The following is a 20,807-nucleotide window of genomic DNA, read 5'->3' as shown; positions in this document are numbered from 1 at the left end:
TATTATCCTGTTACATTATCATTTTTATGCATATCAACCGCCCAAAAAAAGTCTATCCATCCTTTGGCTTCTTTGACATACCAGCTTGGAGCTATTTTAGCACTTTTCTTATAAAAAAGTGATGCCACTTTAAATGTAACATCAGGGTATACCTGATTCAATACTTTTATCACTTCTACAATTGTATCACCTGAATCTACAATATCATCCACGATAAGAACATCTTTTGCATCATTTAATTGAGGTATATTGAAGACCTTAACATCTTCTAATTTTTTTGTATCATCATAACCTATGGTATTGATACTATACACGGAACGCAGATCATAATACTCACCCAAAAGCTGTGCCAGACTCAGACCACCTCTTGCTATAGCAATGATCGCATCAAATTTCCAGTCAATTTTTTCTACCAACTGTTTGGTATCTGCCAGGAAATCACCATAAGGATAATACAGCTTCTGCATCAGTACTCTTTTAATTCATTGTAGAGACTGTCTCTCTCTATAGGCCGAAAACCAGAATTCTTGATCAGTGCAACAAAATCATTCAAATTCATACCATGTGAACTTGCAGCACCTGCAGCTGACTGAATAGACTCTTTTTCTATGGTCCCGTCAAGGTCATCTGCACCGAACTCCTGTGCAATCAATGCAAGGTTGACAGAAGCAGTTACCCAATAGGCTTTAATATGCGGAATATTATCTAATATAATACGGCTGATGGCATAGGTTTTGAGTATTTCCTGTCCCGAAGGGAATTCTTTGACTTTCAGAAAGTTGTTGTCTCTTTGGTACACAAGAGGGATAAAGGCATTAAATCCGCCTGTTCTGTCCTGCAGATCACGCAGACGTATCATATGGTCTATGCGGTGCGCCCTTGTCTCTACATGTCCAAAAAGCATCGTAGCATTGCTCTGTCTGCCTCTTTCATGCCACTTTTGATGTATCTCTATCCACTGGTCTGAAGTAACTTTGCCTTTACACAGATACTCTCTTACTTTCTCATCAAATATCTCAGCACCGCCACCCGGCATGGAATCCACACCGCTTTCTATCATCATATCGAGTACTTCATCATAACTGTAGCCGTATTCTCTGGTCAAAAAATCAATTTCTGCAGCTGTCATCGCTTTGACATGCAGGTCTGGAAACTGCTCTTTGATCTTTCTGAAAGCTCCCATATACCATTCGACTCCGTCATTAGGATTATGTGCAGAAACGATATGCATTTCCTTGGCACCGTTCTTGACTGAGTTTCTGACTATTTCCAAAATCTCTTCATGACTCATCGTATACTGATTGGGGTTTTTCCTGCTTGCTGAATAGGCACAGAACTTACAAACATCAGCACATACATTGGTAGGGTTGATATGACGGTTGATGTTAAAATAACTTTTCTTTCCATACTTTTCCCGACGTATCTCATCTGCAAGTTCACCCAAAGTATACAGGTCCAGATCATAAAGAGCTTCTCCCTCTTCCTGGCTAAGGCGTTCTTTATCACGTACTTTTTTTATTAAATCGTGCTCTTCTGTCAAGTCCATCAAACCATCCATTTGGTAAATTTTTGTTATTATACCAATAAAAGATTAGGAAGTTAGTGTTGGATAATGTAAAAGCGCAGATCGAAGAACTACTCTATCATAAAGCCCCGGATTTTGAGATAGCTAAAGTCCTTAAACAGGAGATCAAAACCTATTTTGATACACTTGAGGAGACTTTTGCTACTTCAGGAGGCAAAGATTTTCTGGTAAAACATACCAAGAAGATAGACAGTATTCTCAAGATAGTCTACAGGGTGGCCAAAAGATCGATGTTCGAGGATTATGCTCCGATGAAGAATTCTCTTCCTCTCGGGCTTGTTGCACTGGGAAGCTATGGTCGTGAACAGCTCTGTGTCCATTCAGATATAGATCTGATGATCGTTTACAAAGAGATCCCCGGTTACAACCTCAAAGAGATGATAGAGAAAATACTTTACATCCTTTGGGATACAGGATTGAAACTTGGACACCGTGTACATACGGTCGACGAACTGTATGAAGTTTCCAAAACAGATATTACTATCAAAACAGCACTCATAGAATCCCGTTTTATAGAAGGTTCACATTTCATTTGGACAGAGACACAAAATATCATCAACCATATACGTCATGACAATATCAAAGAATTCATAGAACTTAAACTGGAGGAACAGGAAATAAAACACCATAAGTTCCCGCTTACAATGGAGCCGAATCTCAAAGAAGGTGTAGGCGGTTTCCGTGATGCAAATCTTGTTTTCTGGATAGGCAAAGTACTTTATAATGTAAACCTTATTGGAGATCTTCCTTCAGAAGTAGTAGATGAAAAAGAATACCGTTCTTTTCGTATTGCTCTGGAGTTTCTCTTTCGTATACGTTCCGCACTGCATCTGGCTACCCATAAAAAAGAGGATAAGCTGCGTCTTGATCTCATTCCGGTGATAGCCAAACTGCTTAAATATGAAGAGAGTAAACAGGGACATATGAAATTTGCCAAAAAAGTCACAGAGAGTCTGAAGATCATCAGACTTTACAGCTGCATTTGGCTTGATAAATTAACCGGAACCTACATCGTGGACAATCCTGAAAAGAATTTTATCTACCCGGAAGCTGAAGACTTCAACGGACTACTTACACAACTCTGTGATCATGCTGACAAATCTTTTCATGCACACCCGACATTTCTTCAGAAGCTCATTACTGCAAGCAGACCGGAACGGCCGGATGAAGTACTTTATCAAACGATCTCAACCATTTTTTACCAACCGTACAGTTATTCTATTTTAAGTACACTCTCTTATGCACGACTTTTAAAATATGCGATCTCTCCTATTAAAAAAGTAGTCGATCTACCTCAGTTCGACGGGTATCATCAATATGCTGTCGATATACATTCCATACGTTGTGTGTACCATTTGGAACATATCAGAGACACCTTTATACAAGAGCTCTTTACCTCTTTGAACAATGATGAAAAAGCCATGTTGAAACTTGTTACTTTCTTACATGATGCAGGAAAAGGACGTAAACGTGACCACCACTTTGTAGGTGCATCCCTCTTTAAAGTCTTTGCAGGAAAACTCAACATGGATGAGATACTCATCAAACAAGGAGAAACACTTATTCTTTATCATACGCTCATGAGCAACATTGCCCAAAGAGAGGATCTCTATAATGAAAAAGTGATCCTGTCATTTGCTTCACATTTTAAAACAAAAAAACTTCTGGATATGATCTATATCCTTACCTATGCCGATATGAACGGCGTAGGAGGAGGAATATATAATGCATTCAACAGCCGCCTGATCAAAACACTTTACAAACAGTCTTTAGAGGTCTTAAGTCAAACCACTATGCTTGATGAAGCTTCAAAACGTTTAAAAAAAGAACAGGCATTAAAAAGGAATCCAGTATTCAGATCACTGACCCGCATGGAACAGAAAAAGATCCTTCAGATCCCGTCTGATCTTCTTTTTTTACGATACCATCCGGAACAGATACTGGCCATCAGCCAAAAGGCTTTTGAAACAAAGACCTATGAATACACGATCAATAATGAAGAAAATCTCACGATCGAGATCATCAGGGTCGATCCTTTTAATCTGGGCTATCTTCTTAACAAACTTGCCAATCTTGAAGTTGTCAATATGGATATATGCAAACTATTCAATGATCTTAAATATTTTAAAATTGATTTTGCACAGAATGTCGGAGCAGAAGAAATAGGCTTTATAGAAACTTTTATTCATGACTCATTTGAAGACAAATACGAATCCATCCCTTACAGACCTGTAATTAAAAAAAATGAGATAGAGATAAACTGTGAGCATTCACAAACATATGCCATTATGCATTTGAGAAGTAAAAACCAAAAAGGCTTACTCGCTTATATTATCAATATGTTTGATGAGATGGGTATCGACATCGTAAGTGCGAAAATACATACACTGAAAAACAGGGTCAGGGATATATTTCTCATCGAAAAGAATGGAAACTTTTGTCATAATACAGATAAAATCATAGATAAACTTACTAGGGAAAACTAATATGTGTGGAATTGTTGGATATATCGGTCCAAAAGAGAAAAAAGAAATACTGCTTGAAGGTCTTCAGGAGCTTGAATACAGAGGATATGACTCTGCAGGTATCGCTGTTATAGAAGGAGAGAAACTTCATCACTTCAAAGCGATTGGGAAACTGGAGAACCTACGGAGAAAAACCAAAGCTTTTAAGAGTGAAGGCTTTGGGATCTCTATTGGCCATACCAGATGGGCAACACACGGGAAACCTACGGAGCTGAACGCCCATCCACACTTGGGTGCCTACTCTTATGTAGTACACAATGGTATCATTGAAAACTATCAGGAGATTAAAGAGGAGTTGCAGGCAGATGGTGTCAACTTTTTAAGTCAAACCGATACAGAGACCATCGTACATCTCTTTGAAAAGAACAATAAATATGAAAATTCTGCATTTGCAGCATTTGAAAAAACGATTCAAAGGCTTAAGGGGGCATACGCAACACTCCTTATCACAGAGTCAGCACCAGACACTATCTTCTTTGCCAAAAATGGTTCACCTATGCTCATTGGCTTCAATGGCGATGATATCTATTTTGCCTCTTCAGATACACCTATCATCGGTAAAGCAACTGAGGTTTATTATCTTGAAGATGGTGAGTACGGCTATGCAAAAGAAGGTGAAGTAAAACTTTTTGATGGTCAAGGCAAAAAAAGCTTTACTAAGCAAGCACTTACTACAGATAAAATCTCCGCTCAAAAAGATGGTTATAGATTCTTCATGGAAAAAGAGATTTATGAACAAAACCATGTCATGAGTGAAACTATGATGGGACGCGTACTCGATAACAGTATAGAATTCAATGAGCTGGATGCAAACTTTTTTGATGGCATCTCTGCCATCAAAATATGTGCTTGTGGAACAAGTTACCATTCTGCACTTACTTCTGCTTATCTTTTTGAACGTATAGCTAAAGTGAGATGTGACGTTGAAATAGCTTCAGAGTTTAGATATAAAGAGCCTCTTCTTACGGATGATACACTGTTTATCACTATCTCCCAAAGTGGTGAAACAGCCGATACGCTTGAAGCCCTAAAAATGGCAAAAAGAGCCGGACTAAAAAGTCTTAGTATCTGTAATGTTGACAACTCTTCCATCGTACGTGAAAGCGATGCTGCCATCCTTACCCGTGCAGGCATAGAAAAAGGTGTTGCAAGCACAAAAGCTTTTGCCACACAAACCATGGTGCTTTGGATGCTGGCACTCTATGTGGGTCAAAAGCAAAAAACTATTTCGGATGAGATACTCAAACGAGAGATAGATGCGATGCTTCAGACTCCCAAAGTATTAAGAGTAACCGAGAAGCTGCATGCAAAACTCTATAGACTGTCCAAACGTTACTTGCATGGACATGGTTTCTTCTTCATAGGTAGAGATATCTTCTTCCCTCTTGCACTAGAAGGTGCACTCAAACTTAAAGAGATAAGCTATCTCCATGCAGAAGGATACCCGGCAGGAGAGATGAAACACGGACCTATAGCACTTGCGGATAGTGAACTCTTTACCATCGCACTAATGCCAAAAAGCATGCATTATGACAAAATCAAATCAAATGTAGAAGAACTATCTGCCAGAGATGCTACTATCTTAGCTATCTCTCCAAAACCTTTTGAATTGGCTGATGATTTCATACAGACTGCGTATGATTCTCATCCTATGTTAGAGTTTTTTGAAATGATGGTAGTTACCCAGCTCTTTGCACTTGAAATTTCTATAAGACTTGGAAATGATGTGGATATGCCCAGGAATTTGGCTAAGTCTGTAACGGTGGAGTAGACCACTACTTCTTGACTCGTTACCACGTTGTACGGTAATGTATACTTTTAGTATGTGATTTTATTTTCACTTTGCTTCTATTTAATTGGTGCGTTGGCAAACGCACCCTACGTTAATTGTTATTTAAAAACCACTCTTCACATAAAAACCTATAAATAACTTTATAAGCCTCTAGTTTTTTTAAAATAAAACGATTTCCAGAAAAATAACTATTCAAAAAGAAATCTCGCATCTTACCTTCCAACCCAAACTCCACACATACAGCAGCCAGGTCAAAATATCTGTCATTGACTCCTGCATATTCCCAGTCTATAAGTTTTATATCATTGGCAAAGAGGATATTCCGGGGATTAGGGTCATTATGGCACAAAACATAGTCAGAAGGATATTTTTTGACAGTTTTAAATGCTCTGAGAATTTCATCTGTTTTTGATTCTATCAGTGTTTCAAGATCTATAGGCTCTACATCTATATGAATTGAATGCAGACTCTGCAGTACCTCTGCAAGATCGTTAATATCACTCTCTTCCAGGCTCTCTTTATGCACACCTTCCAAAAACCCGCTTACCATCAAACTGTTTGCTTCATCCAAAAGCAGAGGCTGGGCCGTTATACCCTTTTCGTATGCTAAGGCCTGTATCCTGAACTCAAACTTTCTGTCTATGTCCGTTCGTTTGAACTTTCGTATGATATAGCTTGCTTTGTCTGAATGGAGGAGATGGTTTTCATTACAATAGCCCTGATCTTCCAAAAGTCTGCAGGAGAGTAACTTCTGATCTTCAAAAAGGTCATAGTATTTAAGCGTTTCTATCATTGTTCTGTCAGTTGATGGTCTTTCATGAGGTAGATCCTGTCGGCAATACGTTCACAATCCTGCACTTCGTGTGTGACCATGACCGTATGCAGATCATTCTCTCTGCTGATCTTTTGTACCAGATCCAGCATCTCCATCCTTGTTTTCGCATCCAGGCCGGTAAAAGGCTCGTCCAGCAGAAGTATAGGCTCCCGTCTCAGCAGGACACGTGCCAGTGCAACCCTCTGCTGCTGTCCTCCCGAGAGTAATGAGACTAAAGTATGTTCGTATTTTTCCAAGCCTACCTCTTTGAGTATCTCCTGTACTTTTGCAACATCTTCTCTACTGCTTTTAAGTGTCCTGCTCACTCCCAGAAGGATGTTCTTCTGTACAGAGAGATGTTCAAAGAGATTATGCTGCTGGAAGAGTATACTGACAGGTCTTTTTTCTACAGGCAGAGCCGTCAACTCTTTTTCATCCAGTTCGATACTTCCGCCTGAAGCAGCAAGAAAACCTGCAATGAGCTCAAGCAGCGTAGATTTCCCGCTTCCGCTTTCGCCCAGTATCGCTACGATCTCCTGCGGCTTTACGGAGAGTGCATAAGTATAGACATCATCAATGCTTTTGTATCGGTACTTCAGATCAGTTATTTTCAGCAACACGACTCCTAAATAGTTTTGGCAAGAGGATGAATACACTCAAAGTGATCGCAAGAAGTATAAGGGCAACACCTGCTGCATCACTGGTCCGGTAGGAACCCATCAGCTGGTAAAGATACCAGGGCAGCGTAGAGAATTCATCCGAACCGAAAAGTGCTATGATACCCAAATCTCCCAGTGAAAAACAAAAAGCCAGAGCAAAAACATACCCCAGTGGCGACTTCAGATAGGGATACTCGCAATAGACCCATCGCTGTAAAGACGTAAGGTTGAGCGAGAATGCCAGCTTGTCGTAACGTTGTGCCGTTTTCTGCATGACAGGGGCAAGTACGGAGAGAGCAAAAGGCATGGACATCAGTACATTTGCTGTAAGCACGGCTGCCGTAGGCCAAAACAGCATGGGAGCTTCATAATTTTGGGAGAGCAGAAAAAAGCCCAGGCCCATAACAAGAGAAGGAACAGCAAGATAGAGATTGCCGGAAAAAGAGACAAGGATACTGAAAAATTTTGAAAATACATTGTCTGCCAAACGGGTTTGCAATACAAAATGGCGTTTGGCATCACTTAAAAGCAGTGCGAGAACAACAGTGATCAGACTGGAAACCGTCGCCAGGATCAGACTGGTAACAAAAGACTTGATGAAAAGTTCCTCTTTCACAATGCGTCCGAAATCCGCTCCCATACCGTCAACGATGATCACCAGCAAAGGTAAAATGAAGAAGAGTGCAAAGAGTACGATAACCGTTCTCTGAACGGCAGTGATATGTTTTTTCTCTTTCCACGGAATATGCAGTTCACCGGTCTTCAGGTTGCTTAAACCTGTTCTGAAACTTGAAGAAAATACCACAAGCAACGTGGAGACGGCAAGCTGTATCAATGCCAGTTTCAGGGCCATGGCAATGTCAAAATCAAGTCTCACCGCTTCGTAAATGGCTACTTCCAGCGTGTTGTAGGAAGGGGAACCTCCCAGGATCAGCACAATGGCAAAGGAGGTAAAGCACAGAAGAAATATGGTCGAGCCTGTACTCAACAGTGTGGATCTCAGTGCCGGCAGTTCAATATAGATGAACCTTTGGAATATCGTAAAATTCAGGCTTTTTGCAAGTTTGTACTTCTCTTTGGGGATACTCTCAAAACTATGCAGCAAAGCGCGTGCAGCAAAAGAAGCATTCAGGTAGGTATGTGCCAGCAGTATACCGAACAGGCCATACAGGTAAGAGCCAAAAGAGTGTTCAAAAAGAGAGAGACTAAACTGGTTGATCCATCCGTTACGCCCATATACACCTATGAGCCCGAATGCAACGATGAGCGTAGGCAGGACCAGAGATGAAGAGAAGAGCGCAACCAGAACAGAACGGCCTTTAAACTGTGATTGATGTGCCAGACTCCATGCCAGTGCAATGCCTACAGCCAAAGAGAGCAGCGTAGATAAAAAAGCCTGGTAGAGCGTGAATTCCAGGAGACTGTAAACCCGTACATCAAGCTGTGTTACCGACGCAGGGTCCTCTGCCAGAAAAAGCGTGAAAAAGAGTACAAAAGCAAAACCCAGCAAAAGCATGGAGACAAGAAGTCCCGGCAGCAATGCGCTTTTAAATCTGGACAGATGCTTGAACATGATCACTTCCGTATGGCATCAAGCCATTCGTTTATGTATGCCTTTCTATTTTCTTCTACCGTTCTGCCATCCAGCAGAAGCATTTTGGAAGGTGTATGCAGCAGTTCAAAGGCTTTGGGAAGTCCCTGTTCTGTTTTTACTACAGGGTATGCCCAGTTGGTCGCAGGAATGATATCTGCAAAGGTCTGAGAGTGCATGAATGCCAAAAACTGTTTTGCCAGCGCTTTGTGCCTGGAAGATCTCAGCATGGCTGCCACTTCTATCTGTCCGTAATGTCCCTCTTTGAAACTCGCACTTTGAATATTTGTCCTGTTCTCTTCTATCATATGATATGCAGGTGAAGTGGTATAAGAGAGCACCATGTCTGCCTCACCTTTGAGAAAAAGTCCGTAAGATTCCGACCAACCTTTGGTAATGGTCAGAATGTGGGGAGCAAGGCGTTTCCAGTACTCCCCTGCTTTATCACCGTAGATCGTCTTGATCCATAAGAGCAATCCGAGTCCGGAAGTGGATGAACGCGGATCCTGGATTACGATCTTGAAATCTTTGGGCATGGCTGCCAAAGCTTCAAAGGAGTCTGGGACTGTTTTAAGTTTATCCGCATCGTAAACAAAAGCAAAATAGCTGTAATCATAGGGTACAAAATTCTCATCGGCATAGGCTACGGGAAGCTCCGGCATTGATGTATTGAGATCATGCTTTTCAAAAAGATCCGTTTTGTTCGCTACTTGGGCAATACTTGTATCAAGCCCTAAAAGTATATCCGCTTCGGTATGTCTGCCTTCAAGCTGTATCTTCCTCAATGCCCCTATGGAACTGGACGCAGAAACGAATTTCAGTGTACAGTTGCACTCTTTTTCAAACGCCTCTTTTATCCTGGGAGCTGCTCCCCATGATGCAGTGAAGGAATCATAGGTATAGATGGTGAGTATGGGTTTCGTACCCCCTGCAAATGCAGGGATACTGAGAATAAAGGTGAAGAGTAATAGTTGTACTGTTTTAAACATACAGGATTATATCATAGATTAAAAGTCATATGAGACTGTAAGTCCTATGGTTCGTGGTGCACCTTTTTGGGTGTATAGTTCCGGGACATAACCATTTCCAGGATCGTTAGGGAAGTAGAATCCTCTTACATAATACTCCTCATCTGTGATATTCCTTACCCATAATGATGCTACCCAATTATCGGTGTTATAGGATAAACTTGCATTCCATAAAGCATAAGCATCGGATTTTTGATCATGTGTATTGGAAAAGTAGTAACTTCCTTTTCCTTCTACATTGGTTTTAAACATCCAATTCTCAAGAAAAGTATAATCCAACCCTACATTATACTGATATTCAGGTGATTGAGCAGGAGTTCTTCCTTCCAGCTCTGCAGTATACTCATCAAACTCAGCCCTGAGCAATCCAATACTTGAGAAAAGATGCAGTACATCATTCGGATAGTAGTCCAGTTGAGATTCAAGCCCATAATAGCTGCCTTTAGCAGCATTGGAAAGATAGTCTGTAAAACTGTGTGTATCTTCCTGGTAGAGTTTGACCTGCATATCTTTGCGTTTTCCGTAGAAAAGATTTAGTCTGCTTTTTAACCTGTTATCAAAGTGAGAAGAGTTTAACCCTGCATCAAGGTTCCATAATGTCTCTGTAGCAAATGTCTTATCCTCTTCACTGAGTGTCGTACCGGCATTGACCCCTCCCGGTTTATAGCCTCTGGAGAGTGTTGCATAGTAAAGTTGTGTATCGGTGTATTGATAGTTCACTCCTATTTTTCCACCTACCATCACTTCATCATTGTCTATGTTCACATCATGCGAATCACTATACTCTGCATCCCATTTTTCAACTCTAAGACCACTGACAAATGTAAGCTTCTCATCAATATGCGTATCCAACTGTGTATAGAGTGCGATATTCTTTGACTCATAACTGCTGTCAAAGTAAAGCTCTGCACCATAGTCTGTCGGGTGGTATCTGTCTAGCTTCTCATCAAACTTTTTAGCATATGCGCCTATAGTCCAATCTGTTTTACCACCAAAGATACGGCCATTTTCATTTGAGACCAGACGAACATCTATATCTGTCTGTTTTTGCTCTCTTTTATACTCATCAAAGCCCATATATGGCCACAATGAATCATCAAACTCACCTACATAGCTCCAATCTTCATCATAACTGTAAGTCATGTCTGAGTTTGAGTGACTGATCTTTGAGATCAGTCTCATTTTATCAAACTCATACGTTGACTTGAGTGCAAAAGCATCGGTTTTTTGTGTATCTTGTCCGGGTTGGTCTGAATGAGAATCCCAACTGTTATCCAGTGTAAATGCATCATAGCCGTTATCTATATCGACATGTATTAAATTCAGATCGATCGTGTGCTTATCACCGGCAAACCACTTTAAGTGTGCTTTTGCTGTAAGCTCGTCTATATTATTTGTATCGTCACGGTCTAAATAACTGTTTTTCATAAAACCGTCACTGCTGTTCTTATAGATCGAAAACCTTCCTAAAAGTGTATCATCTATGAGTGTACCTCCTACAGCAGCACCAAATGCCTTTGTATTATAGTTTCCAACGGTTGCTTCTATGTGTCCCTCTGTCTCTTTGGTCGGTTCATTGCTTTGCAGGGTTACAACCCCTGCGAGTCCGTTTGCTCCGAATGTTGTCCCTTGCGGTCCTTTAAGTACCTCAACTTGCTTCACATCAAAGAGTGTAGCACCCAAAGTGGCATGAGAAAAATCAATACCATCTATCATGATCCCTACTGACGGGTTAATTGGGGTTTCAAACTGGCTTCTCTCCCCTATTCCTCTGATCTGGATATATTTTGCTTTAGAGGCACCTGCTGTAAAGTTTACATTTGGTGTACTTGATAATACTTCAATAAAAGGTTCTGAAGCTTTGTCAGCAATCTCTTCTTCACCTATAACAGTCACACTGTTACTTGTTTGTGAAAGCTTTTTCTCCCTAAAGTCAGAACTGACTACAATAGGATCAAGTGTCACTTCATCTGCAACAGCAGGCATGTTCAAAACTGCATATGCAGCCATACATGATAATGTTAAGTGTTTGGATGTCATTTTATTTCCCTTAAATATTTTGTAATAAGGGGAAGAAGGTATATAAAAGTAAAATCTTATATATAATGCTCTTCCCTACGCCGGCATTAACCAGATCAAGTTCAACGGGTTTATTATCTCAGCTGAGAATTCAGCACCCCGAGAGTATTGAGAAGAAAAATATACTTAAATAAGATAAATTTTGCCTTAATTAAAAAATAGGCTCTTTTCGACTTACCTGGTCGTGATGATACGGTAACTGAAAATGTACGCTGTCCTGTAGCTTTTTATAAAGGAACTTTTTAGCATACTCTACACTTTGAGGCATACTGAAACCTTTTGCCAGATAGGTCGCAATAGCTGACGAGAGCAGACACCCTGTACCGTGAGTATGAGTAGTTTCTACTCTTGGACTGCTAAAACTTTGATATATCAATGATTTCTCAACCAAATAATCTATGGCTTGTTTCTCTTGACTATGGCCTCCTTTGATCAGTACATTATTTGCACCCAACTCAAAAAACGCCTCTGCTACCTTTACCACCTCATCTTCTTTACCCATATAATTACCCTCTAAAAGGCTATTGATTTCAGGAAGATTTGGAGTAATCAGATCAACTAAAGGGAAAAGCCTCTCTATCATACAGACTATAGCATCCGATTCCAACAGTACTCTACCGCTTGAACTTATCAGTACGGTATCAAGTACAATATTTTTGAGTTTATACTTCTCTATAGTATCTGCAAGTACAGAGATCATCTCTGTACTTGCCAACATACCGATCTTCACGGCATCTACCTGCACATCATCCAGTATACTCTCCAGTTGTGCTTTGAATATCTCTTTTGCTGTGGTACTGACCGCTTTCACTCCTGTAGAGTTCTGAGCGGTAAGCGCTGTAATAGCTGTAAAGGCATACGCGCCTAAAGCATGTATGGTCTTAGCATCTATCTGGATACCCGCACCACCGTAATTATCTGACCCTGCTATAGTGAGTACTGTCGGAGTATAGCTAGTTACCATAGGTTTCAAAAGCCTCTATTAGTGCCACTACTCTCTCCTTGGATATCTCACCGTTTTCCAAAACATCTGAAATCATCGCTATCCCCGAGGCTGCTTTGGTCTTGACCACTGCTTGAATATTCTCAATGGTTATCCCGCCAATCGCTACTATAGGATACTCTACATTTTTAGCCCAGCGTTTTAAATCTTCAATACCTACAGGATCATATGTGAGCTTTTTAGAGATAGGTTCATAAATTGGACCTATCGCTAAGTAGGAAGGTTCAAACCCTAAAGCAATCTCTATCTCTTTAGGGGTGTGGGTACTAATGCCTAACCTTATGCCTGCTTCTAAAATAGCCTCTACATCTGCCTCTTGGATGTCTTCTTGTCCTAAATGAATACCATAGGCTTTATGTTTGATGCCAAGTTCCCAAAAATCATTGAGGAAAAAACGTGCATTATAGGCTTCTGAGATTTTAATGGCTTCTACTACTTCATCTTCGAGTGCTTGACCGGAAAATGCATCTTTGGTTCGCAGTTGGGCTGTGGTGATACCACACTCATACAGAGGTCTTAATTTGTAGGCTCTGTCTACTACGGGGTAGATGCCTAGTGGTGTTTCGTCACATTTTGGGAATTTCATATTTATCCTTGTAGGGTGCGTTTGTCAACGCACCTTTTATACATTATGCCTTTTAGTAAACTTTTTATTTTATACAACTTTTATCACATGGTGCGTCGGCAAACGCACCCTAGGAGAACTGGTGCCAAAAAGGCGTTCCAACCGTAGGTGTAGAAGGAGAGGCAAACTCCCTTTGTTGCATTGCACCCGACTCATAGCCTAAACGCCCGGCTTCCACAGCATATTTAAATGCATTTGCCATCTTTACCGGATCTTGTGCCAAGGCAATAGCAGAGTTCAGCAATACTCCATCATAACCCAACTCCATCGCCTGCGCAGCATGTGACGGTTTTCCTATACCTGCATCTATAATCAGTTTCAGCTCCGGGAACTTCTCTCTGATCGCCTTCAGGTTGGAAGGATTCATCAAACCTTTTCCTGAACCTATCATTGACCCCCACGGCATGATGATCTTACAACCGATATCTGCCAATTTTTTTGCAACCACCAGGTCATCAGTCGTATAAGGGAAGACTTCAAATCCCTCTTTTATAAGTACTTCTGCTGCTTTTACTGTTTCAAACGGATCCGGCTGCAAGTTGTACTGGTCTCCAATGACTTCGAGTTTTATCCAGTTGGTTCCAAAGACCTCTCTTGCCATTTGGGCCGTGGTAATCGCTTCTTTAGCAGAGTGACAACCAGCTGTATTGGGCAGGACATGAATATTTAAAGATTTAATAATCTCCCAAAAGTCCCCGCCAGCTTTGTCTCCGGCTGCTTGACGGCGAAGTGCCACAGTCACGATCTGTGCTTCAGAGGTTTTAATCGCTTCTTCCATATTGGCAGGAGAAGGATAGAGTGCAGAGCCAATGAGCAGTCTGCTTCTTAACGTCTTTCCACCTATTTCCCATGTGTTGTTTTCTTCTATTGTATGTAACTTTTTTGTCATACTATCCACCTTGTACCGGAGCGAGTATTTCTATGCTGTCATTGGCTTGAATGGTTGTTGATTCATACGATTTCAAAGCTACAAATGTACCGTTAAGTGCCACTGCAAATCCTTCTTTCGTATAGTTGAGTTCTTTGATCATCTCTTTGATATTTATACCATCACTGACAGTCTGTTTCTCACCATTGACAATAATTTCTATCATTTTAACTCCTTATTAATACCTTCATTTAATGCCTTTTCAACGATAGCAGGAGCAAGCAAGTACCCATGTCTGTAGAGTCCGTTGATTCGTGTTAATTTCTCAGAATTCTCTATGCGTGGTAAATTGTCTTTAAAAGCAGGACGGCAGTTTGTTTCTGTGTTGACGATGCGTGCCTCTCCAAAACCTGAATTAACAGAAAAAACCGCTGAGAGAAGTTCCAGACTGGAGCGTACAGACATTGGACTGGTATCTTCACTCTCCAGCTCTGTTGCGCCCACCACATAACGTTTAGTTCCCGGTCTTTGTGATATTTTACACTCTTTACAATACTCCAGATCCATACCCTCACATCCATTCTCACGAGGCACAATGTATATTTTGTAACGAGGATGAAGCAGTCTGGTCGAACGTGTAATATTGATCTCTGATGATTCAAGCCAGAAAACTTCACCTCTTACCCCGCGCAGATCATCAAAATGCTCTTTGGCTCCCAAACCTCTGGAGTCAAATACCCAATCAAAACTTTGCTCTTTATCACCATAATACACCTTTCCGGACTCGATCTTATCTACTTTAGTATATTCCATCCAGGTAATATTCGGATCCATATCCAAAGTGGTAGTAGAGAATGCCATGAATCTTTGTGAATCCACTTGCCCCTCATCTTTCAGATAAAAGGCTTTACTGTGATGGGCAAGATCAGGCTCCAACTCTGCCAATTCTTGACTGCTGAGCATCTCTATCTCTTTGGCTTCTTCTACTTTATATCGAAGTGAGCCAATAAAATGTTCAAGCTCTGACATATCTTGAGGGTGTGCCGTAATGATCGTCCCTTTAAACTGACAACCATCATACACACCTGCCTCTTTCAACAAATCAGGCCAAAGTTCCATAGAGCGTCTGCCATGTTCAAAAATAACCGACTCCGCTGTTTCCAGTTCCGCAAAAGGTGCCAACATCCCCGCAGCGGTAAATCCTGCTGCATCGGTTCCCTCTTTGCTGCTTTTGTCAAAAAGTGTTAAGGTATGTCCATCTCTAAGCAGGTTGAGTGCCAAAACTCTACCTACCAGACCGGCTCCTACAATTGCTATGTTCATTATTTCCCTTTTTCTGACTTATTTTATATAACATTGTGTGTTATATTTTATCTGCCTCAATATACACTTCACTGCCCTTCTCTTTAAAGACTTCAGACATTTCATCCATACCTTTTTGTTTTGCCTCTTCCAGATCCATCTCCAAAGCATCCGCATAATCACGTACTTCCTGGGATATTTTCATGGAGCAGAACTTAGGTCCGCACATGGAACAAAAGTGTGCTACTTTTGCTGCTTCCATCGGCATGGTCTCATCATGGTATTCTCTAGCTTTTTCAGGGTCAAGACCGATATTGAACTGATCTACCCATCTGAACTCGAACCGTGCCAAACTCATTGCATCATCTCTTGCTCTTGCACCTGGGTGACCTTTGGCAATATCTGCTGCGTGAGCTGCAAGTTTATACGTGATAAGTCCCTCTTTGACATCTTCTCTGTTTGGAAGACCCAGGTGTTCTTTAGGTGTGACGTAACAAAGCATCGCACAACCATACCAACCGATCATCGCAGCACCTATCCCTGAAGTGATATGGTCATATCCCGGAGCAATATCGGTAGTCAATGGCCCAAGTGTATAAAATGGAGCCTCATCACACCACTCAAGCTGCTTCTCCATATTCTCCTTGATCATATGCATCGGTACATGCCCCGGACCTTCAATGATAGTTTGAATATCATGTTTCCAAGCGATCTTTGTAAGTTCTCCAAGCACTTTAAGCTCTGCAAACTGTGCTTCATCATTGGCATCGGCTACAGAACCCGGTCTAAGTCCATCCCCAAGAGAGAATGTCACATCATATGTTTTCATAATTTCACAAATATCTTCAAAGTGTGTATAGAGGAAGTTCTCCTGATGGTGTGCGATCATCCATTTCGCCATGATAGACCCGCCGCGAGAGACGATACCTGTTACTCTTTTCGCTGTCATAGGTACATGATGAAGTAAAAGCCCTGCATGAATAGTAAAGTAGTCTACTCCCTGCTCGGCTTGCTCTATGAGTGTATCTCTAAAGACTTCCCAGGTCAAGTCTTCTGCAATACCGTTTACTTTTTCCAACGCCTGATAGATAGGCACCGTCCCGATAGGCACAGGAGAGTTTCTCAGTATCCAGTCACGTGTCGTGTGAATGTTCTTCCCTGTGGAAAGATCCATTACAGTATCTCCACCCCATCTGGTTGACCAAACCATCTTTTCAACTTCTTCGGCAATAGAAGATGTCGTAGCAGAATTACCAATGTTTGCATTTACTTTTACCAGGAAATTACGGCCGATGATCATAGGCTCTACTTCCGGGTGATTAATGTTACAAGGGATGACTGCTCTACCCTCAGCTATCTCTTGTCTTACAAATTCTGCTGTAATTTTTTCAGGCAAGTTCGCACCAAAACTATTACCTTTCAGTCTGGCTTCTCTTTCTTCCTCTTGAAGATATGCTTCACTCATCGCCAGGTTTTGGTTCTCTCTAATGGCTACAAACTCCATCTCCGGAGTAATGATACCTTGTCTGGCATAGTGAAGTTGTGATACATTTTGCCCTTTTTTTGCTCTAAGCGGTGTTCTCACAAGTCCTTTTGCACCGGCTGTTACAAACTCCAACTGCTCGTCGGTATTGTACCCGTTGTCTTCAGGCTCCATGATACGGCCTTCATACTCCTCTACATCACCTCTTTTTTCTATCCACTCTTTACGGATAGCAGGGATACCTTTGCCTACATCTATCTCTACGGATGGATCTGTATAGGGTCCGGAAGTGTCATAAACGCCCAGTTTTGTATCATTGCTTAGTGATATTTCACGTACTGGTACACGGATATCTTTATGTATCTCGCCTTGAAGATAGATCTTCTGTGAAGCAGGTAGTGGCTCTCTTGTCAAAAGCTCGTTGGATGTTGTTAATGTATCTTTAAATGGTTTTGTCATCTTTTTCCCTTAAAATTAATGATGTAATTTCGTTGGGAAGAGGTGTAGATAAGTAGCGATGGATTCTATAATGAAATACATTACGGATCATCAAAGTAGTTATATACAAGTCTCTTCCTTACGCCGGTATGATCCGGTTCAAGTTCAACGGGTAGGCTTTTTTGGCCTTCTCAGCTACTTTCGTGTAGCACCCCGAGAGGTTGATATTGCACTATATGTCAAATAGGATAAAAAATACCTTAATTAACTAAAGAATGGAAATTTTCCATTCATCATGTGTTAAAATGATAAAAAATCACTCCTCAGTTTCGCCTGCATGGCTACGCATACGCTCCGACCATTCCGGTTTCAAAGCTATAAACGATAAGCAGTTATCGTTTATTATACGCTTTTCATCTCTACAAGTTCGAAACATAGAAAGCATAAAACAAGAGGAAAGGAGTTCTTATTGTCACCACTATACTCAGACACTCTATTCTCTACTTTCTCTACTCGTAACAGTTTTTTCTTGACTTCCATGATTTACTCCTAAAAAATAGCAGGACATTATGTCCTCTATTGCCAGAAATTGACAAATAGAGGAATACTTTGTCCAAATATTGGCTTATTTCCGGCTAAAAGCACATAAGCAATTTTTATGATTGTATACAATTTGTAAAAATAGAGTTAAAATCTTTCAAATTGACATATTTTTAAAAATAGCAAGACATTTTTGATATACTGCTAATATGAAGAAGAAAGCAATAGTGGAACAAAGTGTTCCTCTAATAAATAGTTGTCTCGGATACTACGCTTACCGAGACAACGGGGGACGCGGGCTGAACATTGGAGCATAATGAAAAAAGAAGATATCAAACGCCATTTACACACTTATTCAGTTTATAGAAAAAGACGTACAACAATAAATCATGCATTTGCATCAGCAATCGCACCAAGTGATGATTATGATGAAAAAAAGATAAATGAAGCATTAGAATTTTTAGGGCAAAATCCAAACGAAAATTTAAAATGTGTATTCTGCAATGATGAAGCTGAAACATGGGATCATCTTGTTGGATTAGTAAAGAATGGAGAGCTTAGAGGTTTTGGGCACCAAATTGGCAATTTGGTACCATGTTGTAAAAAATGTAATTCCAAAAAAGGCAGTAAAGAATTTGACAAATTCATCAATCAGCATGACAATATATATTTTGATAAAAATGAATTAATTGAGTTACTTTCCAAATATCAAATGAAATTTGCAAAAGAGATTGAGTTAGACCTTTTAGAAGAAAAAACACCTAATGAATACAAAGCATTTTTAAAAGTAAAATAAGAGATTTTTGACTTGATGAAACAAGCAGATATTTTAGCTGACAAGTTAAGAAAGAACATACTTGACTAACAAAGCTAACAAGTACTTGGAAAGAAATAGGAACCCTAGCAGGGATTCCTATTTCTCAAGACAAACATTATACATCAATTAAATATGCTAAAACCAAAGGATATACATGAGACTTACAGCACCACAAATTGAAATATCAAGAGAAGAAGGTTTTTCATCTGAAAAAGATATTTTCAATCGTATAAACTTTGGTGAAAGATTAGCAAATCTATTTGAAAATTCACAAGATGATATAGTCATTGCCTTAGATGCTCCATGGGGTGAGGGCAAAAGTACATTTATAAAAATGTGGCAAGGTCATGTAGAAAGTCATAGAGAAAAGAAATTTAAAACTATTTACTTCGATGCATTTGCCAATGATTATCAGAAAGATCCTTTTCTAGCTCTAACAGCAGAAATGTATGACTTACTCAGTGAAGAAGATGACGAAAAGAAAAAAGAGTTTAAAGAAAAAGCAGGCGATGCTATTAAATCAATGACTAGAGGGGCATTAAAAATAGGTATACGTGCTGCAACTGGAGGTTTACTTAATGGTTCAATTATAGATTCAGTAGACAAAGAAGTTTCAACATTAATAGCTGATCAAGTCGATAATATCATTGCAGATAGATTAGAGAATAATAAAAAAGACAAGTCAGCACTTCAGCACTTTAAATCGTACTTGCAAGTAATAGCAGAAGAGCAAGGCAATGGAAATCCAATAATTTTTATTATTGATGAGCTAGACCGATGTAGACCTGACTTTGCACTTGAACTTATTGAACAAATAAAACATATATTTTCAGTTAAAGGAATTACCTTTCTTCTTGTATTAAATAGAAATCAGCTAGAAGCTTCTGTCAAAGCCAGATATGGCAATGATGTGAATGCATCTTTATATTTGCAGAAATTTGTCAACTTATGGTTGTCGATTCCTAGAGAAACAACTGATTATGATGATCATGGGGAAAAATACTTTAAGTATGCATTATACTCTATGCTCGAAGATGATGAAAAATTCCAAAATAAGGAATTATTCAAACTGTTAATAGAACTCATTAAATTAAAAAAACCTTCCTATAGAGAAATGGAAAGAATTTTGTCATATGTCGCAATTATACACAATATGATAGAAAAGTCTGAATATTCTTTCGATTACCAAATTGCAATTGCATTTATTTGTTACTTGAAAGTATCTTCACCAAATATTTTCAATGAAGTTTCAAATAATAATATTAATTATGCAGATTTATTGAAAGAAACTGGGCTTGAAGTCAAGAAAGACATTACAAGCAACTACGGATACATTGAGTATATGAATAAAGTTATAAAGTTTGATTTTGCTGATGAGGACACACGTAAGCAAATGATAGAAGAAAAACAAATTGAGAGAAATAGACATTCTTACGATAGTACAGGCTTATTAGTAAAAGTTGCTAATATGCTAAAAACCATGGAAAACAAATAAGTGTTTAACAAAACGTAGGAGCCAATATGTATAAAGAAAGATACATTTACTGATGAAGCTAAAGATAATATTTGAAGTATTCCTGATTCTTGCACTCGTGTTTTTACTTTTCTATGGCCTTTTATTGTGGAGTGCTCGAAATGGGGGAGTTGAAACAACGGGT

The 20,807-nt window shown here is 39.9% G+C and carries 17 protein-coding genes and 2 riboswitches; of the genes, 4 read left to right on the top strand and 13 right to left on the bottom strand.

The genetic code is table 11. The annotated features are described in order from the left end of the window. Window positions 1-2: 2 nt before the first annotated feature. Window positions 3-467, bottom strand: coding sequence for a phosphoribosyltransferase (locus ACZ48W_RS09695; RefSeq protein WP_464828210.1), 465 nt, complete (start codon window positions 465-467; stop codon window positions 3-5). Continuing rightward, window positions 467-1,558, bottom strand: a complete 1,092-nt coding sequence (mqnE, locus tag ACZ48W_RS09690; RefSeq protein WP_464828209.1) for an aminofutalosine synthase MqnE — start codon at window positions 1,556-1,558, stop codon at window positions 467-469. The genes ACZ48W_RS09695 and mqnE overlap by 1 nt, the downstream gene beginning before the upstream one ends. A gap of 47 nt (window positions 1,559-1,605) precedes the next feature. Here mqnE and ACZ48W_RS09685 point away from each other — a divergent pair, with 47 nt between their 5' ends. Next, window positions 1,606-4,071 carry a [protein-PII] uridylyltransferase family protein gene (locus ACZ48W_RS09685; RefSeq protein ID WP_464828208.1) on the top strand — a complete coding sequence of 822 codons (2,466 nt, stop codon included), beginning with the start codon at window positions 1,606-1,608 and terminating at the stop codon, window positions 4,069-4,071. A gap of 1 nt (window position 4,072) precedes the next feature. Then, window positions 4,073-5,881, top strand: a complete 1,809-nt coding sequence (gene glmS / locus ACZ48W_RS09680; RefSeq protein WP_464828207.1) for a glutamine--fructose-6-phosphate transaminase (isomerizing) — start codon at window positions 4,073-4,075, stop codon at window positions 5,879-5,881. A gap of 112 nt (window positions 5,882-5,993) precedes the next feature. On the opposite strand, the gene ACZ48W_RS09675 is transcribed toward glmS, so the two are convergent. The 11 genes from ACZ48W_RS09675 to thiC form a co-directional block, all read right to left on the bottom strand. Beyond that, window positions 5,994-6,695: a choline/ethanolamine kinase family protein gene (locus tag ACZ48W_RS09675; protein ID WP_464828206.1), complete on the bottom strand. Its 702-nt coding sequence runs from the start codon at window positions 6,693-6,695 to the stop codon at window positions 5,994-5,996. After that, window positions 6,692-7,333, bottom strand: a complete 642-nt coding sequence (locus tag ACZ48W_RS09670; RefSeq protein WP_464828205.1) for a thiamine ABC transporter ATP-binding protein — start codon at window positions 7,331-7,333, stop codon at window positions 6,692-6,694. The genes ACZ48W_RS09675 and ACZ48W_RS09670 overlap by 4 nt, the downstream gene beginning before the upstream one ends. Then, window positions 7,317-8,948: an ABC transporter permease subunit gene (locus ACZ48W_RS09665; protein WP_464828204.1), complete on the bottom strand. Its 1,632-nt coding sequence runs from the start codon at window positions 8,946-8,948 to the stop codon at window positions 7,317-7,319. The genes ACZ48W_RS09670 and ACZ48W_RS09665 overlap by 17 nt, the downstream gene beginning before the upstream one ends. Window positions 8,949-8,950: 2 nt before the next feature. Then, window positions 8,951-9,955 carry a thiamine ABC transporter substrate binding subunit gene (gene thiB / locus ACZ48W_RS09660; RefSeq protein ID WP_464828203.1) on the bottom strand — a complete coding sequence of 335 codons (1,005 nt, stop codon included), beginning with the start codon at window positions 9,953-9,955 and terminating at the stop codon, window positions 8,951-8,953. An 18-nt stretch (window positions 9,956-9,973) separates the two neighbouring features. Continuing rightward, window positions 9,974-12,034, bottom strand: a complete 2,061-nt coding sequence (locus ACZ48W_RS09655; protein WP_464828202.1) for a TonB-dependent receptor — start codon at window positions 12,032-12,034, stop codon at window positions 9,974-9,976. A 55-nt stretch (window positions 12,035-12,089) separates the two neighbouring features. Next, window positions 12,090-12,185: riboswitch (TPP riboswitch) on the bottom strand. Between the two features lie 39 nt (window positions 12,186-12,224). Then, complete coding sequence (thiD, locus tag ACZ48W_RS09650) at window positions 12,225-13,037, bottom strand: bifunctional hydroxymethylpyrimidine kinase/phosphomethylpyrimidine kinase (protein WP_464828201.1); 813 nt, start codon at window positions 13,035-13,037, stop codon at window positions 12,225-12,227. Then, entirely contained in the window at window positions 13,027-13,662 is a 636-nt protein-coding gene (locus ACZ48W_RS09645) for a thiamine phosphate synthase (RefSeq protein ID WP_464828200.1), read from the bottom strand. The genes thiD and ACZ48W_RS09645 overlap by 11 nt, the downstream gene beginning before the upstream one ends. A gap of 109 nt (window positions 13,663-13,771) precedes the next feature. Beyond that, complete coding sequence (locus ACZ48W_RS09640; RefSeq protein WP_464828199.1) at window positions 13,772-14,590, bottom strand: thiazole synthase; 819 nt, start codon at window positions 14,588-14,590, stop codon at window positions 13,772-13,774. A 1-nt stretch (window position 14,591) separates the two neighbouring features. Beyond that, complete coding sequence (gene thiS / locus ACZ48W_RS09635; protein ID WP_464828198.1) at window positions 14,592-14,795, bottom strand: sulfur carrier protein ThiS; 204 nt, start codon at window positions 14,793-14,795, stop codon at window positions 14,592-14,594. Further along, on the bottom strand, window positions 14,792-15,892 hold the full coding sequence (locus tag ACZ48W_RS09630) for an FAD-dependent oxidoreductase (protein ID WP_464828197.1): 1,101 nt from the start codon (window positions 15,890-15,892) through the stop codon (window positions 14,792-14,794). Before ACZ48W_RS09630 ends, thiS begins: the two co-directional genes overlap by 4 nt. A 40-nt stretch (window positions 15,893-15,932) precedes the next feature. Continuing rightward, window positions 15,933-17,813, bottom strand: coding sequence for a phosphomethylpyrimidine synthase ThiC (gene thiC, locus ACZ48W_RS09625; RefSeq protein ID WP_464828196.1), 1,881 nt, complete (start codon window positions 17,811-17,813; stop codon window positions 15,933-15,935). A gap of 98 nt (window positions 17,814-17,911) precedes the next feature. Then, window positions 17,912-18,018: riboswitch (TPP riboswitch) on the bottom strand. A gap of 630 nt (window positions 18,019-18,648) precedes the next feature. On the opposite strand from thiC, the gene ACZ48W_RS09620 reads away from it, so the two are divergent. Continuing rightward, window positions 18,649-19,128: an HNH endonuclease gene (locus tag ACZ48W_RS09620; protein WP_464828195.1), complete on the top strand. Its 480-nt coding sequence runs from the start codon at window positions 18,649-18,651 to the stop codon at window positions 19,126-19,128. Window positions 19,129-19,303: 175 nt separating this feature from the next. Next, the gene (locus ACZ48W_RS09615; protein ID WP_464828194.1) at window positions 19,304-20,644 is read left to right on the top strand and encodes a KAP family P-loop NTPase fold protein; all 1,341 of its coding nucleotides are present in this window, start codon (window positions 19,304-19,306) and stop codon (window positions 20,642-20,644) included. Window positions 20,645-20,807 lie beyond the last annotated feature (163 nt).

Source organism: Sulfurovum aggregans (genome assembly GCF_055385215.1).
This window is presented reverse-complemented; position numbering and strand designations above follow the sequence as displayed.

What these genes read in the sequence shown, in the direction of transcription:
- ACZ48W_RS09695 (WP_464828210.1), bottom strand. Translation starts at nt 467, where the DNA reads ATGCAGAAGCTGTATTATCCTTATGGTGATTTCCTGGCAGATACCAAA.
- mqnE (WP_464828209.1), bottom strand. Translation starts at nt 1,558, where the DNA reads ATGGATGGTTTGATGGACTTGACAGAAGAGCACGATTTAATAAAAAAA.
- glmS (WP_464828207.1), top strand. Translation starts at nt 4,073, where the DNA reads ATGTGTGGAATTGTTGGATATATCGGTCCAAAAGAGAAAAAAGAAATA.
- ACZ48W_RS09675 (WP_464828206.1), bottom strand. Translation starts at nt 6,695, where the DNA reads ATGATAGAAACGCTTAAATACTATGACCTTTTTGAAGATCAGAAGTTA.
- ACZ48W_RS09665 (WP_464828204.1), bottom strand. Translation starts at nt 8,948, where the DNA reads ATGTTCAAGCATCTGTCCAGATTTAAAAGCGCATTGCTGCCGGGACTT.
- thiB (WP_464828203.1), bottom strand. Translation starts at nt 9,955, where the DNA reads ATGTTTAAAACAGTACAACTATTACTCTTCACCTTTATTCTCAGTATC.
- ACZ48W_RS09655 (WP_464828202.1), bottom strand. Translation starts at nt 12,034, where the DNA reads ATGACATCCAAACACTTAACATTATCATGTATGGCTGCATATGCAGTT.
- thiD (WP_464828201.1), bottom strand. Translation starts at nt 13,037, where the DNA reads ATGGTAACTAGCTATACTCCGACAGTACTCACTATAGCAGGGTCAGAT.
- ACZ48W_RS09645 (WP_464828200.1), bottom strand. Translation starts at nt 13,662, where the DNA reads ATGAAATTCCCAAAATGTGACGAAACACCACTAGGCATCTACCCCGTA.
- ACZ48W_RS09640 (WP_464828199.1), bottom strand. Translation starts at nt 14,590, where the DNA reads ATGACAAAAAAGTTACATACAATAGAAGAAAACAACACATGGGAAATA.
- thiS (WP_464828198.1), bottom strand. Translation starts at nt 14,795, where the DNA reads ATGATAGAAATTATTGTCAATGGTGAGAAACAGACTGTCAGTGATGGT.
- ACZ48W_RS09630 (WP_464828197.1), bottom strand. Translation starts at nt 15,892, where the DNA reads ATGAACATAGCAATTGTAGGAGCCGGTCTGGTAGGTAGAGTTTTGGCA.
- thiC (WP_464828196.1), bottom strand. Translation starts at nt 17,813, where the DNA reads ATGACAAAACCATTTAAAGATACATTAACAACATCCAACGAGCTTTTG.
- ACZ48W_RS09620 (WP_464828195.1), top strand. Translation starts at nt 18,649, where the DNA reads ATGAAAAAAGAAGATATCAAACGCCATTTACACACTTATTCAGTTTAT.
- ACZ48W_RS09615 (WP_464828194.1), top strand. Translation starts at nt 19,304, where the DNA reads ATGAGACTTACAGCACCACAAATTGAAATATCAAGAGAAGAAGGTTTT.